15 protein-coding genes are annotated in these 15,681 nt (G+C 48.4%); 3 read left to right on the top strand and 12 right to left on the bottom strand.

Annotated features, from left to right (window positions below):
• Positions 1 to 70 precede the first annotated feature (70 nt).
• Complete coding sequence (locus KTG14_RS06695; RefSeq protein ID WP_216970197.1) at positions 71 to 982, top strand: diacylglycerol/lipid kinase family protein; 912 nt, start codon at positions 71 to 73, stop codon at positions 980 to 982.
• Between the two features lie 105 nt (positions 983 to 1,087).
• Here KTG14_RS06695 and KTG14_RS06700 read toward each other — a convergent pair whose 3' ends face one another.
• Genes KTG14_RS06700 through KTG14_RS06710 form a run of 3 tightly spaced genes read right to left on the bottom strand, consistent with a single transcriptional unit; the run spans position 1,088 to position 4,958 of the window.
• The gene (locus KTG14_RS06700) at positions 1,088 to 2,278 is read right to left on the bottom strand and encodes an acyl-CoA dehydrogenase family protein (RefSeq protein WP_216970198.1); all 1,191 of its coding nucleotides are present in this window, start codon (positions 2,276 to 2,278) and stop codon (positions 1,088 to 1,090) included.
• A gap of 16 nt (positions 2,279 to 2,294) precedes the next feature.
• Positions 2,295 to 3,461, bottom strand: a complete 1,167-nt coding sequence (locus KTG14_RS06705) for a saccharopine dehydrogenase family protein (RefSeq protein ID WP_216970199.1) — start codon at positions 3,459 to 3,461, stop codon at positions 2,295 to 2,297.
• 15 nt (positions 3,462 to 3,476) lie between these two features.
• Complete coding sequence (locus KTG14_RS06710; protein WP_216970200.1) at positions 3,477 to 4,958, bottom strand: aldehyde dehydrogenase family protein; 1,482 nt, start codon at positions 4,956 to 4,958, stop codon at positions 3,477 to 3,479.
• Between the two features lie 205 nt (positions 4,959 to 5,163).
• Here KTG14_RS06710 and KTG14_RS06715 point away from each other — a divergent pair, with 205 nt between their 5' ends.
• On the top strand, positions 5,164 to 5,958 hold the full coding sequence (locus KTG14_RS06715) for a MerR family transcriptional regulator (RefSeq protein WP_216970201.1): 795 nt from the start codon (positions 5,164 to 5,166) through the stop codon (positions 5,956 to 5,958).
• Entirely contained in the window at positions 5,951 to 6,079 is a 129-nt protein-coding gene (locus KTG14_RS17930; RefSeq protein ID WP_257785553.1) for a hypothetical protein, read from the top strand. The genes KTG14_RS06715 and KTG14_RS17930 overlap by 8 nt, the downstream gene beginning before the upstream one ends.
• A gap of 50 nt (positions 6,080 to 6,129) precedes the next feature.
• Here KTG14_RS17930 and trhO read toward each other — a convergent pair whose 3' ends face one another.
• From trhO to KTG14_RS06760, 9 genes are all read right to left on the bottom strand, one after another.
• Positions 6,130 to 7,092, bottom strand: coding sequence for an oxygen-dependent tRNA uridine(34) hydroxylase TrhO (gene trhO / locus KTG14_RS06720; RefSeq protein ID WP_216970202.1), 963 nt, complete (start codon positions 7,090 to 7,092; stop codon positions 6,130 to 6,132).
• Positions 7,093 to 7,247: 155 nt separating this feature from the next.
• Entirely contained in the window at positions 7,248 to 8,198 is a 951-nt protein-coding gene (locus tag KTG14_RS06725) for a 2-hydroxyacid dehydrogenase (protein WP_216970203.1), read from the bottom strand.
• A 46-nt stretch (positions 8,199 to 8,244) separates the two neighbouring features.
• On the bottom strand, positions 8,245 to 8,856 hold the full coding sequence (locus KTG14_RS06730; RefSeq protein ID WP_216970204.1) for a DedA family protein: 612 nt from the start codon (positions 8,854 to 8,856) through the stop codon (positions 8,245 to 8,247).
• A gap of 128 nt (positions 8,857 to 8,984) precedes the next feature.
• On the bottom strand, positions 8,985 to 10,556 hold the full coding sequence (mbcS, locus tag KTG14_RS06735) for an acyl-CoA synthetase MbcS (RefSeq protein ID WP_216970205.1): 1,572 nt from the start codon (positions 10,554 to 10,556) through the stop codon (positions 8,985 to 8,987).
• Positions 10,557 to 10,577: 21 nt separating this feature from the next.
• Entirely contained in the window at positions 10,578 to 11,132 is a 555-nt protein-coding gene (locus KTG14_RS06740) for a hypothetical protein (RefSeq protein ID WP_308461978.1), read from the bottom strand.
• Positions 11,133 to 11,144: 12 nt separating this feature from the next.
• On the bottom strand, positions 11,145 to 12,791 hold the full coding sequence (locus KTG14_RS06745; RefSeq protein ID WP_216970207.1) for a solute symporter family protein: 1,647 nt from the start codon (positions 12,789 to 12,791) through the stop codon (positions 11,145 to 11,147).
• Positions 12,792 to 12,794: 3 nt separating this feature from the next.
• Positions 12,795 to 13,064: a hypothetical protein gene (locus KTG14_RS06750; protein ID WP_216970208.1), complete on the bottom strand. Its 270-nt coding sequence runs from the start codon at positions 13,062 to 13,064 to the stop codon at positions 12,795 to 12,797.
• Positions 13,065 to 13,518: 454 nt separating this feature from the next.
• Entirely contained in the window at positions 13,519 to 14,769 is a 1,251-nt protein-coding gene (locus KTG14_RS06755) for a mechanosensitive ion channel (RefSeq protein ID WP_216970209.1), read from the bottom strand.
• A gap of 186 nt (positions 14,770 to 14,955) precedes the next feature.
• A complete protein-coding gene (locus KTG14_RS06760; RefSeq protein ID WP_308461979.1) occupies positions 14,956 to 15,678 on the bottom strand; it encodes a sensor histidine kinase in 723 nt (240 codons plus the stop codon).
• Positions 15,679 to 15,681 lie beyond the last annotated feature (3 nt).

Genomic DNA, 15,681 nt, shown 5'->3' on the forward strand with positions numbered 1-15,681 from the left:
CCGCTGATGCGTTTACTGCCTCTCCATAAGTGGAATGGTTGAGTAATGATGAAGAATGGAGGACTTACGCATGGCCGGATTCACACATTCCGTACTATTGTATAATGCTCAGGCAGGTGCGTCCACGTTAGATGCGGTAATGGGCTTGGCTGTACCGCAGCTCGCAGCATCTTCTAAAACATTGGAACTGATCAAAACCGATTCCCCGGAAGAAATGGAATCGCTCTGTCGTTCGGCCGCCGAACGCGCCGACGCATTGTTCGTCGCGGGCGGCGATGGCACCGTCCATCTAGCTGCACACGCACTCAGCTCAATCGACAACCCGCCTCCACTTGGCATCTTGCCGAGCGGAACGTGCAACGATTTTGCACGCACGATGAATATTCCGTTGTACCTGGACGAGGCAGCAAAAAGCTTAAGCCAAGGCACACTGCAACAAGTCGACACGGCTACTATCAACGAAGGGACTTTCCTGAACTTCGCAGGCATCGGATTAATCACGGATGCTTCCTTCAATATCGATCCCGACCTAAAAGAACGCTACGGTAAGCTCAGCTATTTCATGAGCGCAATGCAAACGATGAGACAAGCAGAGTCGTTTAATGTGTCACTGGTGATCGATGGGCAAGCATACGAAGAAGAAGCTGTCGTTGTGCTGGCCATGAACGGAAAATCCATCGGCACCCATTTATTTCCTATGCAAAGCATTGACCCTGCTGATGGGCTCTTGGATGTTTTCATCATCCAAAGTTCATCATTCGCCGCTATACGCGAATGGTTTTCATTGTCTAAACCCAATCTTACTGCAGAAGATCTCGAGCACATCATCCATTTGCAGGGACGAGAAATCGAAATCCAGACAGACGCGCCGATGGATATTGACACGGATGGCGAAATCTACATGAAGACTCCGGCATCGATTAGTGTTAAACCAGGAAAACTCAATTTGCTTGTGCCGAAAGAAGAAGATATTCTTACGTAAAAAAACTGCCGGATGCTACTCGGCAGTTGAAGGAACGGGCTCTACGCCTGTTCTTTTTTATTTACTTTGAATAGAGATCGATTCTTCTAGGCGTAGCATCCAACTTTACTCAAATGGCCAGGCAGGCAGCATGCGGTTCAATTCTTTGTCTTCCCGCTTGCCCAGCACATAATCCGCCTGCATGATTGTATGAATTTCCCGGGTGCCCTCGTAAATGACTGGCGCTTTGGAATTGCGCAGGTAGCGGGCGACCGGATAATCATCTGAATAGCCGTAAGCCCCGTGGATCTGCACCGCATCATCTGCCGCTTTATTGGCGAAGTTGCACGCCTGCCATTTAGCGAGTGAAGTTTCACGCGTATTGCGCTTGCCGCTGTTTTTCAATTCGCCCGCCCGATAGACGAGCAACCGGCTCATCTGATATCCCGCTTCCATATTGGCGAGCATTTGCTGCACCAGCTGATGCTCGCCAATCAACTTGCCGAAGGTCGTGCGGATCTTGCAGTAATCCAGGCTCGCTTCGAGGCAAGCCAACATCAAGCCGCATGCCCCGGCAGCGACCGTGAAACGGCCGTTATCGAGTGAAGCCATCGCAATCTTGAATCCTTCGCCTTCCTCCCCGAGCCGGTTGCTTGCCGGAATGCGTACATCTTCCATGAACAGTTCACCCGTATTGCCGGCCCGAATGCCGTATTTTCCTTTGATCGCCTTGGAGGAAAAACCTTCACGGTCACGTTCCACAATAAAAGCGCTGATCCCTTTATGAGATTGCTCTTTGTCAACATAGGCGAAAACGAGAAAATGATCCGCTTGATCGCACAGTGAAATCCATGTTTTCTGCCCGTTCAATACGTAATCGTCTCCGTCGCGTTTAGCGGTTGTCGAAAGCGCTGCAACGTCCGAACCGGCTCCTGGTTCTGTCAGGCCGAACGCGCCGATTTTTTCGCCTTTTGCCTGCGGCACCAAAAACTGTTGCTTTTGCTCTTCTGTGCCCCATTGCAGAAGCGATAGTGAATTCAGGCCGGTATGGACAGAAACAGCCGTCCGGAACGTGGTGTCGCCGCGCTCCAGCTCTTCGCAGACAATGGCCAATGAATTATAGTCCATTCCGCTGCCCCCGTAAGCTTCCGGAATGCATACGCCCATAAGCCCGAGATCGGCCAAGCGCTGCCAAATCTCTTCGGGAAAACTTCCTTCTGTGTCCCAATCTTTGATATGCGGCATTATTTCTTCATCGACAAATTTCCGGACGGTTTTGCGCAGCATCTCTTGTTCTTCGCTGTATTCAAAATCCATTCCGTTTTCCTCCCTGCTAGTTATAATGCGCTGCCCGTTGCACCGTTTCTTCGATGTTTACGCCGCGCTTCTTCATTTCCGTAATGTATTCAGCACCTGGCACAATCTGTTCTGGAGGATAGACCCCGCGTTTTTGGATGAGCCCACCCGCAATCATCTGCGCGACCACGGAAATGCTGTAGGCGGTGGCCTGCGCCATTGCCGTCACACCAGTTGATTCATCCCGTATCGTCACCATTTCATATTGGTACGTGCACTCCTCTTGTTGTTTCACCCCGGAAACTGTGACGCGCAAAAGCACGGCATCTTTCTCGTCGCCGAGTTCTGTAATTGGCTCGAGCACTTTTAACAACACTTCACGGAGTGACACTTCATGCCCACCAGCGTTCACTTTCCGTTCACGGTCGGTCAAGCCTAATTCGACGAGCAAACGGAATTTATTGGCATGCCCTTGGTAGCGGATTGTTTTGTATTCCAGCGAATTCACATCCCAAAACGTCTTTGTCAAGGTCGATGTGCCCCCAGATGTATGGAACGCTTCCAGTTCATTGAAGCCATCGAACGAGATCGGCTCGATTTCCGATAGCGACTCGACTTCTTCTAATTCACCGTCGCGGATGACGTGCGAGGTGTCCGTATAATGATCGAAAACGCCTTCAAGCGAGAAAACATGTTTGTATTCAAGCGGAGGTTTTGGATGCAGCGGGATGCCTCCGACATAAATGCGAATCGATTCGACCTCATCCAACTGGCTCGCACCATAGCCGGTTAAAATATTGATCATCCCTGGCGCCACGCCAAGATCGGGGATGATGGTCACCCCTTGGTTGGACGCTTGCTCGTGCATGGCAAGCACTTTATCCGTTGCACCGCCAATATGCCCACCGAGATCGACAGAATGAACACCACATTCAATCGCAATTTTGGCCACTTTCTCATTGAAGGTATAGAATAGCGCATTGATCACGATATCTACTCGCGCCATGACTTGCTTTAATTCGTCGTCTCGGCTTGCATCCATCTTGGCGATTTCAAGCCGCGGATCGTTCAATTGCTGGCGGAATGCCTCCGCTTTTTCTGTCGTCCGGTCTGCCAGAACGACTTTTTCCACCTGCTCATTGCGAAGTAAATCGCGCGCCGCTTGTTTTCCCATCAACCCTGCTCCGAGTACCGCAAATTTCATCTCCGCCGCCCCCTTCTATGCTTCGTTGTCGATCTGTGCCCGCTGCAATTTTCCACTGAAATCTACATAGACGCTCTTCCATTCGGTAAACACATCAAGCGCCGCGACGCCTGAATCGCGGTGGCCATTGCCGGTGCCTTTCGTGCCGCCGAACGGCAAATGGATTTCCGCGCCTGTCGTCCCGGCGTTGATGTAGACGATACCGGTATCGAGGTCGCGCTGCGCTTTGAATGCCCGGTTGATGTCCGCTGTAAATATCGAGCTCGACAAGCCGTAAATGACACCGTTGTTCACTTCGATTGCTTCTTCAAAACTTGCCACTTCAATCAAGGAAATGACCGGGCCGAAGATTTCTTCCTGCGCAATCCGCATTCCTGGCGTGACCCCTGCAAACAATGTCGGTGCGTAATAGTTCCCTTCATCGTAATGGCCGCCCGTTAATATTTCACCGCCCCTGACGAGTTCTGCGCCTTGTTCTTTGCCAATTTCAATATAGGAATGGATTTTCTCCAGCGCTTTCTTATTGATGACTGGTCCGACCTTGACGGATTCGTCCATCCCGTCGCCAATCGTTAATTTGTCCATCTTTTCGAGCAAGCGATGCTGAAGCTGTTCTTTTACATCCCGATGCACGATGACACGGCTGCAGGCGGTACAGCGCTGGCCAGCTGTGCCGAACGCACTCCATAAAATACCATCGACGGCGAGGTCCAAATCCGCATCGTCCATGACGATGACCGCGTTTTTCCCGCCCATCTCTAGCGACACTTTCTTCAAATGGCGGCCGCCGAGTTCCGCTACTTTGCGCCCCGTATCCGTCGAGCCCGTAAATGAAATAACCCGGATATCCCGGTGCTCGATCATCGCCGTCCCGACTTCTGAACCGGAACCGAAAACGATATTCGCAACACCATCCGGCAAGCCCGCTTCCTTGAAGATTTTGGCCATTTCATAGGCCATCATCGGCGTTTCAGTCGCCGGTTTCCATATGAAGGTATTGCCCGCAACAATCGCCGGGAAAGATTTCCAAGTTGCAATCGCTACCGGAAAATTCCACGGAGTGATGAGCCCAACAACCCCGATCGGCGCACGCACACTCATCGCAAACTTATCCGCCAGTTCCGAAGGCGTCGTCTCGCCAAACATCCTTCTGCCCTCGCCTGCCATATAGAACGCCATATCGATGCCTTCCTGAACTTCGCCACGGCCTTCCTCGATCACTTTCCCCATTTCTTTTGTCAGCACCGCCGCGAGCTGTTCTTTCCTTTCTTTCATCAAGCGCCCGATTTCATACAGATAATCCGCGCGTTTAGGTGCCGGGACAAGCGCCCACTTTTTTTGTGCCGCTTTGGCTGCTTTCACCGCTTCCTCTACATCTGCGGTAGTTGACCGCTGTACAGCTGCCAACTCTTCGCCTGTTGCCGGGTTGACAACTGGCACAAATTCGGCGCCCGCCTCTTGCTGGAACTCCCCATTTACAAAATTCGTCAGTTTCATCGAATTACCCCTTTCCACAATGCGTGTAAACGCTTTCACTATTTACTCTATTCCCTACAAAACGGAAAACTCCTACATGCTTTCATAACTTCCTTCCACAACTTTGCAAAGTCTGTCACATTCAAGCACCTTTGCAATAAAATTCTTCGGAAACGGTTGACACTGACCATTCGTCATAGTCTAATCAAGAGTAGAGGTGATTGAAATGTACAAAGTACAAGAAGTGGCAAAAATCGCGGGCGTTAGCGTACGAACGCTGCACCATTACGACAGCATCGATTTAATGAAACCGAGCAATAAAGGATCGAATCGATACCGCTATTATAGCGACGACGACTTGAAGTTGCTGCAGCAAATTCTATTCCTCAAAGAACTCGGGTTTTCACTAAAAAAAATTCAGGAAATCATAATAAATGGCTATGATGCAGAATATGCCATGGCGCGCCATATCGAATTGCTTGAACAGAAGAAATTCCGCATCGAGCAATTGATCGATAATGCACGCATGACTCAAGACGAGTTTTCATCCGGGGAGTCGCTAAGCAACGAACAGCGGTTTTCTGCGTTCTCCATCCGCCATACACCGGATCGCATCGATTTGTACCAGAAGCCGGAAATTGAAGTATCCGTCAAGGATGACCTTGAAAACATCAAGGAAGAGACTTCTGTCTTGGAGGCTTCAGAACCTGAAGCCGCAAAACCGCAGAAAGAAGCCGAGAACCTGGAAGAAATCGACCGTGAAGCGAACCGCATCTACAGCGCTGTTGCCAGCCTTATGGATTTACCGGTCGATGCACAGGAAGTCCAGAAAGAAATGGCCGCGTATTACCATTTGCTTGACCGTTTTTATGAATGCACGCCGAATATGTTCCGCAACTTAGCGAATCTTTATGCAAACGATAGCCGCTTCTCCCGGACCATCGATCAACACGGAGAGGGCTTATCCGATTATCTGAAAGACGCGATGCACGTGCACGCGGATGCGTTGCAGCATGCATGAACTCATCGGCCCTTGCAGCAATTGCGGCAAAGAAGTCTATTGCCGTGATGGATTTTTGGACGGCGTCTATATCGACGGCGAATTAATTTGCCATGATTGTGCAGAAGAACTCGACAATTGATCCATAAAAAAAAGCCTGAACGGGAATGCCGTTCAGGCTTTTTCAATTGCTTACGATTGTGCAGTTTCTTTTAACGCATCAAGGCGTTGTTGTACTTCCGCGCCTGTCAAACCATGCTCAAAAGCATAGCGATTGCGAGGATGTTCACGGCATTCGTCTGAACACGAACGCATGTATTTATGTTCATTTTCTTCTGAAGACAAAATTTTCGCGTTGCATTCAGGGTTCGCGCAGTTAACATAGCGTTCACAAGGTTCGCCTGTGAAATGGTCTTTCCCGACAATCGTGTGCTCAACGCGATTGACCGGTACAGCGATGCGCTCATCAAAGACGTATAACTGTCCGTCCCAAAGCTTGCCTTGTACTTCTGGATCCTTGCCATAAGTGACGATGCCGCCGTGAAGCTGGTTGACATCATCAAAACCTTCACGTTTCATCCATCCTGAGAATTTTTCACAGCGAATGCCGCCTGTACAATACGTCAGGATTTTCTTGCCTTCGAATTGCTCTTTGTTTTCGCGGATCCATTCCGGCAAATCACGGAAGGTTTCAACATCTGGCCGTACCGCACCACGGAAATGGCCCAAGTCGTACTCATAGTCGTTGCGTGCATCGATGACGACTGTATCTTGGTCTTGCATGGCTTTATAAAATTCTTCCGGCTCCAAATAATTGCCAGTCAATTCGTTCGGGTTGATATCTTCTTCGAGTCCAAGATGAACGATTTCCTTTTTCGGGCGGACATGCATTTTTTTGAAAGCATGGCCATCCGATTCGTCGATTTTAAAGACGATGCCCGCAAAACGCGGATCGTTTTTCATCATATCCATATATTGTTCAGTTTGCTCGATCGTCCCGGAGCAGGTACCGTTGATCCCTTCTTCGGATACGAGGATGCGCCCTTTCAATCCGATTTCCTTGCAGGCTGCCAAATGCTCTGCTGCAAACTCTTCCGGATTTTCGATTGGTGTGTATAGATAGTACAATAAGACATTATGTGTATGATTTTGCATGAATCATACCTCCTGATTTTCGATTTGGCCTATTCCTTTGACACAAGAAAAACCTAGCCTATTTTACCTCACCGCGCGAAAAAATTCAACTTCCCTTACTGTTTCACCCCTGAAGCCAACTAAAAAAATCAGCCCCGCTTTACGGGACTGATTTCTTAGCAAACCCGGTTCTTAACGGGCTTTTTGTTTGCGCAGGCTTGCAGCGCTTCTTTATTCAGTTCCATCATCGCATAGCGCGTCTGCACCGTTGCGCTTCCGATATGTGGGGTAACCGTCAAATTGTCGAGCGTTTGAAGCGGATGGTCCAGCGGCAGCGGCTCTTGTTCGAACACATCAAGCCCTGCTCCCCAAATGGATTTATTCTTCAATGCCACGTAGAGCGCGTGTTCATCGACAATTCCGCCTCTGCTGCAATTGATGAGAATCGCTGTCTCTTTCATCAAGGATAGCTCACGTTCGCCGACCATGCCTTTTGTCTGTTCGGTCAGCGGCGCCAGAATCACGACGAAATCGGAATGCTTCAATAGATCATCAAGTTCCGCATAGTCCGCATCTTCCAGACTTTTGCGCGTCCGGTTGTGATAGATGACTTCCATATTGAAGCCTTGCGCCCTCCTGCATACCGCTTCGCCGATGCGTCCCATGCCGATGATGCCGACCGTCGAACCATGCGCGTTCTGTCCAGTCATTCCCATCGGCGTCCATGCTTGCCATTCACCGCTTCGCACCGTTTTTTCCGCTTCGATCAAGCGGCGTGCCGTTGCTAGCATCAAAGCAAATGTTAAGTCAGCCGTCGTTTCAGTCAAAACATCCGGTGTATTCGTGACAATCACTTTATGTTCTCTTGCTGCATCGAGATCGATATTGTTATAACCAACCGCTAAATTCACGACGATTTTCAGGTTCGGCGCCGACTCAAATAGTTCACGGTCGATTTCATCGCCGAGCATCGTCCACAGTGCTTGCGCTTCCTTCGCTTCTTCAAGTAATTTTTCACGCGGCGCATTCCGTTCTTCTTCCGGCCACATGCGCACTTCGTAGACATCGTGTAGATCCGCTACTGCCTGCTCCGGCAATTGCTGTGTAATGAATAAAATCGGTTTCATGAAAACCCTCCACCCTTCTACTGATTAGCTTCCTGATCGATAAAACTTACTGCCCTGCGCCATGCCTTTTTCTAAACATCCATAGTCCTAAGATGGCACCGGCAAAGAGCACGATATAGACGATATTCGAATAAATGCTTAATTGGTCCAGGATTTCTTCCCGGTTTTCTCCGACAGCCCGCCCGGCATAAACGAGTACCGTATTCCAAATCAACGTGCCCGCTGTCGTAAAAGTTAGGAACAAAACGAACTTCATATTGGACATGCCTGCTGGAATCGATATGAGGCTGCGGACAAGCGGCATCAGCCGTCCGATCAATACCGCAAACGCTCCGAAGCGGTCAAACCAACGATCCGCTTTATAGAGATCCGTTTTCTTAAGGCGCAGCCAATTGCCGTATTTGTCGATAATCTGTTCGAGCCGTTCTACATCCAGGAGAAGCCCAAGCCCGTAGAGTACAACAGCTCCGGCCACAGACCCTACTGTGGCTGATAGGATGACCCCCCACACGGTGAGGCTGGTGGTTGACGTCATAAATCCGCCAGCCGTCAAGACCACTTCTGAGGGCACCGGCGGAAACACGTTCTCCAGCAAAATAAGCAGGAAGATTCCGAAGTAGCCGTAATTCTCCATAACCGATGTAATCCACTGCTCCATAGGATGCCCCCCTCTGAATACCCTGACGCCCGGATTTCCACACATATCCGTCTACCTATATATATTGACGAAACTCCACCCTCTTAAACAGCAGCAAAAAAGCCGCGCTTGTTTCAGCGCGGCTTTTTTTAAGTTTTCATTTTACGCAATTCAACACGTCGAATTTTTCCGGAAGTCGTTTTTGGCAGCTCCGTCAAAAATTCGATGACTCGAGGGTATTTATAAGGTGCAGTAATTCCTTTGACATGATCCTGCAATTCCTTGACCATCACCTCGTCTTGCTTGCCGCCATCTCTCAATACGACAAACGCTTTGACGATATTTCCACGGATCTCATCCGGCGCTGCCACGACTGCGCATTCTTGTACAGCCGGATGTTTCATGAGTGCGTCTTCCACTTCAAACGGCCCGATTGTATAGCCCGAAGAAATGATGATATCGTCGCTGCGGCCTTCAAACCAGAAGTAGCCATCTTCATCGCGTGAAGCCTGATCGCCCGTCAAATACCAATCGCCGCGGAAAGAAGCTTTCGTCCGTTCCGGGTCGCGGTAGTATTCACGGAACAGCGCTGGACAGCTTTTGTGTACGGCAATATCGCCGACTTCACCTGGCGCTGCCGGTTGGCCATCTTCATTGATGATATCGACCGGATTTCCAGGTGTCGGTTTGCCCATCGATCCGGGCTTCATCTCCATATCTTGCAAGATGCACACAAGCAATGTATTTTCTGTCTGTCCGTAGCCATCCCGCACATTCAATTGGAACGCTTCCTTAAAAGCATCGATCACTTGCCGATTGAGCGGCTCGCCGGCAGAAACAGCACTGCGCAGATGAGGCAATTTATAATTGTTCAAGTTTTCGACTTTAGCCATGATGCGATATTCAGTCGGCGTGCAGCACAGCACATTGACTTTTTCTTCTTTGAGGATATCTAAATATTTCAGTGCGTCGAAAGCGCCGTTATAGACGAGTGCCGTCGCCCCGAGGGTAATTGTCGAAAGGAATGGGCTCCAAATCCACTTTTGCCAGCCTGGAGCTGCGGTTGCCCAAACGATATCTCCGCTTTTCACGCCGAGCCATTCCGTTGCAGCTGTCCGGACATGCGCATAGCCCCAGCCATGTACATGCACGACGCCTTTTGGATTGCCGGTCGTTCCGGATGTATAGGATAGAAACGCCATATCTTCCCGGTTCGTATCGACCGCTTCAAACTGTTCTGGTTCTGCAGCAGCCAATTGTTCCAGCGATTTCCACCCCTGTTCTTTTCCGCCGACGATCAATTTAGTGTCCAACGCGTCATACTGCTCTTCAATGGAGTTTGTTTCAGCTGTCGTTTTGTAATGTGCAATAATCGCTTTCGCACCGGAATGCTCCATACGGTAGCTCAAATCTTTTTGGCGCAGCATTTCAGAACATGGAATAGCGACAAGCCCTGCACGCAAACAAGCTAGATACGTTATATAGGCCTCCGGAATTCGGGGCAGGATGATCAAGACGCGATCTCCTTTTTCAAGCCCTAATTTTATGAGTGCCTGTGCATACTGGTTCATTTTGGAAAAAAGTTCTTGATAAGAAAGCTCCGTACGGTTATTGTCCGCATCAAACCAGCGCACCGCAATCCGCTCAGCATCATTTTTATATGCTTCCAATTCAGAAGTAATATTGTATTGTTCAGGCGCGATCAATTGTTCAACGTTCATCTAATCTCCTCCTTTTCCTATTCAACTCGCAGGGATGACCAAATAATAGACGCTTGCCAGAAACAGGAATGCCATCCCAGCAGACAAATATGCTTTCGTTGCAGTAAATCCTTGAACCGCCTGGATGATCTTCACGCTGACCAGATACATCCACACCACACCGATGATCAGCAAGAAATTTATCCAAAACGCGCCATCGCCAAGACCTGCCAAGTGCGGTGCACCGAATAAGCCTGGTAGTAACGCAACCGGCGTTACCAAGCTGATGGCACGATATTTCGCAGTGCCTCCGAGCGCCTTGGAGCCCGCCCATAAAAGCGCGGACATGCCGACTTTTGTGATGAACGCGGTTAAGATTCCAAAAATGATGAAGATTAAAGGTACGACCACATTCTGCAACAAAGCGGAATCGAAACTGCTTATGTATGAGGCTTGCGACGCGATTGAAATCGCGCCGTAGCCTACTCCCACGATGAGCAGTAGAATTCGGCTCACTGTTTCGGTTTTCGGTAATTCTAGGAATGACCGGTAAGATGGATCATCCAGGCTTATCATTTTTCCAACCAACTTTGCCACTCCCTTTGCCATTTACATTCCCCAAGGCATTAGCGCCCAGATTGCGACTGCTGCAGAAACGACAACTGTGATGCCTGCGCCGATCGTGCTGTTATATCGGTAAGGCTTGATATCTTTCCAGCCATGAATACGTTCGATCAATTCGATATCGGCTTGTTTTGTCAATTTCTTGGAAAGTGCAGGAATACGATTGGTGATATAAGAAACTACAATCAATAAGATAAAGCTGATCGGTACCGCAAGCATTGCACCGGACAGCCCCATCCCGTCAGTCACCCCATGGCCCGTCAATACGATGCTTGGGAAAACGAATGGCGACACGATGATGTAGATGGCACCACCGACTACAGACGCTGCAATCGCACCGAATTTATTCGCTTCTTTCCACCAGACGCCGACGATAATCAGCGGCGCATTGGTAACGCCCGCCAAACCGAAAGCCCAGAGAATACTGACCACAAGGAATGCTGGCGGGTTAATCGCAAGCAAGATACTCGCAATCCCTCCTGCAAAAATTGCAATAAAGCCAATGCGCAAGTTCAAGCGCTGCGAGATGTTCGGTTTCAATGTAGAAATGATGTCCTGTGAAATCAATGCCCCGATCGCGAGCAAGTTTCCGCTCAAGGTCGAGAGGCCAGCGGAGATTGCACCAGCAATAACAAGCGCCGTTACCCATTCAGGGTTATAGACCATGTTCAAGATGATCGTTAATTTATCTGCATCTGCATCAGAAATCGTTACGCCTTGTGTAGTTGTTGCAAAGACGCCGACAAAGCCCATTGCATAAGTGGCCGAGAATACCAATCCAAGGATGAATGCGAACCAAACCATTGCAGAACGCGCACTCTTCAATGAAGAAGCTGTGTAGACACGCATCGCCAAGTGAGGCAATCCAAGTGCCCCGATCGTCAGCGCCGGAATGATGGAGAAATACCACTTCGGCGAGAATTGGTAATCAAAGAACGACGGCAGCGCGTCCATCATCGCTGGAACCATGTCCGAATACAGCAATGGCGGGAAATACCAGCCTGAAGCGCCGATCGCTTTCATGATCGCTGCAAGCGGCACGATGAACATCAAAGCGATGATGACCATTTGAATGGCAGCGTTATTCGTTGCTCCAGCCATCCCCCCGATCGTGATATAACCGACGATCAAGATGCCGAAAATAAATAGTCCCGTGATATAAGGAATGCCGAGCAATGTTTCAAATGTAATCGCGATTCCGATCATCTGGCCGAGCGCATACATGATCGATACGAGAATCATGAATAAAGCAGCAATGATGGAAGCTGATACGCCATAGCGATCACGGATGAAATGAGTCGGGGAAAACGCCCCCATGCGGCGCAAACTTGTTCCGTAAATAATCGTGATCAACGGAATCGCCAAAATCAATTGAATCCATAACATGATAAATGGAACCTGCAATTGCAAAATAAGGGCGGTAATGCCTAAAAATGTGGCCAAACTCATATATGTAGCAGCCATCGCCAAGCCGTTCGTAATCGCTCCGACGTTCGATCCCCCCACATACAACTCCTTAGCTGATTTGCTTTGGCGGTTCGAAATGAAACCGACGATGTAAAACAAGACGAATGTCGCACCTACGACCACGAGTCCCAGGATTGGATTATCCAGTTGCCAGCTCTGCTCCATCGCTTACACTTCCTTTACTTCGTCGGCACGGCCGAGCGTTTCATTTTCTCTTTCGATTTCATCATCAATCCGGTTACCGATTTTCCCTGCCACAAGGGTCAGCAGGAAAACACCAAACCATCCCATCAAAATGGGAACGATGTACATGACTGGAAAACCGAATAACATGGCGTCCACCGGAAAAATAGAAAAAATCAAGCCGACATTCCCCACCAGAATAAATGCTGCCGTCATCCAAATCGTAAATTGCACTTCTTTTTTGTAAGCTTTCATGATTTCCCCTCCAATTTGTGTAATTTCTCTCTTCATACACCCCAGACTGAGCGTTCGCTCATATTTTATACATGCGACCCTCCTTTGAAAACCAATATTCCAATAACCCCCTTGATTGTAACCGCTTGCATAAATGTTAGTCAACTGAATTTTTTTAAAATTTAAATAATTATATTAATAACCTTTTCGAACTATTTTTCTGCTTGTTGGTTCTAATAAATAAGCTAATTATCCCTTGATTACTTTTACATAAACCACTCAAATTGGTTATCCCCATTCTGACACTCGCTATATAAATATATAATTCATTCAAACTAAAAAAGGATTTTTCTGGCAAAAAACATGCATATTATTGCGTAATTATTCATTCTCACTAAACTCACCATATGCTATTGCCATATAACTGCATAAAAAAACTGCGCCTTAGCATATGCCAGGCGCAGCAGAATTCCGCTTACATATTTGGTTTATTGTCTTCTTCTTTCATTTTCTTTTCCATTTTAGCCAATTGGTTTTTTGCGAAGTCACGCCCGCCAATTCCAAAGGCGATGGCAAAGGCTACCGCAAGTCCTGCAATGATAAACAGGAAGGCAAGATTGACAATGTTCGAAGCAAAATTCAGTTGATCAAGCGTCATGAAAATCGCGATAATAAAGATCGCATATTTCACGATGCCGCCGAATAATCTATTGCCTGAAGCACGTGTAATGTAGTTTCCTAGCATACTGCCACCGATGAGCCCGAGACCCAGGATAATCAGGGAACTAATCAATAGCGGCAAATACGCGATGACCGCGTTGCCAATGGAATTCAATACATCGAGTTGCAGGACATTCATCGCTTCGACAACAAAGAAGATGATGATGATTGCCTGGACGATCTTGCCGATGATTTGGGCAATATCAAATGACGGTTCTTTGTTTTTGTCAGGGCTCAAATAGGAAGAGAAACGATTGATCCCTGTGCCATTCAATAGGCCAATCAACAAATCCGCAACGAATTTCGCGATGAAGACACCTGCCAGGATAAGGATGATGCCGACAAAGATATTCGGGATCATTCCGAGCACTTGGTCAAGCATCGATACGATCGGTTGCGAGATCGATTCGATGTTCAAGGTCTCGAGCGCTACCGTCACGATTGGGATAAGCACGATGACAAAAACTACATTTGCCAAAACTTTAGCGAGCGTGTTTTGGTCGCTTGGTGCCACCCGCTCATTCGTGCCGGATTTATTGGTCATTTTATTGAACCATTTGTCGATGTTCATCGTGGCCAATAAGCTCTCTACCAACTTCTTGACGAACTTCGCGATAAAGTAGCCAATCACCAGTATCAAGAGCGCCATGAACAGGTTTGGCAGGAATGCCAGGAACTTGTCCATCATGTTCGAAATCGGCTGGGCGACATTATTCATGTCGAGCGCTTGCAATACACTTGGAATGAACAGGATGAAAATCAAATAATAAAGAATTTTTCCGATAGAGTCCAGTTTGTCATCCGCGTCTTCCTTCGTTTTGGCCATATGGCCTTTGACCATGGCGTTGTCAGCACCGACTTTTTTTAGCCCTTTCGAGAAAATCGCTTTGACAACTGTTGCGACGAGCCACGCTACAACAAGCAATAAGAGGGCGCCAAGAATGTTCGGAATGTAATTGATGATCGTATTTCCGACATTCTGGAATGAATTGGTTACATCATTCAAATGTTTCATCTCCTTTACAATTTAATGGTTCATTTTTAGTATCCCCCCTTATATTTTTCCTAAACGCAATCTGATGCCATTCCAAGCTTGATCCCAACTTAATTTTATAGTGAAACAATGGTTTTCCCGAACTACGCAAAAAACCGAAGACAGCAGCCCCGTCATCGGTTTCTTATATTCATTCGCCTATTGATGATTCGGCAACAGGACGGTTACTTTGAACAGGTCACCGTCCACTTCCAGTTTCATCTGCCCGCCGTGAAGATCCACAATGGACTGGGCAATGGCAAGCCCAAGCCCCGAACCTTTGGTTTGCCGCGAAGCGTCCCCGCGCTTGAAACGTTCGAGCAATTCCTCCGTATTGTCGCCCAGTTCGTAGCGCGTGATATTTTTAATCGTTATGGCCAGTTCATCGGCTTGTTCTGCCAGCGCAATATAGACACGGCTTCCCGGTAATGAATACTTGGTGGCGTTCAAGATCAAGTTGTCGAGAAGGCGCCACCACTTCTGGCCGTCGACCGAAGCATACACAGGATGGTCCGGCGCTGTAATGCGGACGTCAAGTTCTGCTTCCTGCACCGCTTCCTCATGCTCTGCCAAGGCTTGTGTGACCAGTTGCTTCATATCCAAGTGCTGCTTTGAGAGTTCTACGTTTCCGCTAGCCATTTTCGAGACTTCGAATAAATCTTCGATAAGTACTTTCAAGCGCTCTGATTTCCGGTCGAGTATGTCGACGTATTTCCGCCGCTCTTCATCTCCTAGATCTTCATTTTTCAATAGATCCGTATAGGTGATGATCGAAGTGAGCGGCGTGCGGAGATCATGGCTGACATTGGTGATCAGCTCGGTTTTCAGGCGCTCGCTTTTTGCCCGTTCAGAGACCGATGCCTTGTAACCTTCACGCAACACATT

The organism is Planococcus sp. CP5-4_YE, assembly GCF_019042655.1.
In the GTDB taxonomy this organism is placed as follows: Bacteria; Bacillota; Bacilli; order Bacillales_A; family Planococcaceae; genus Planococcus.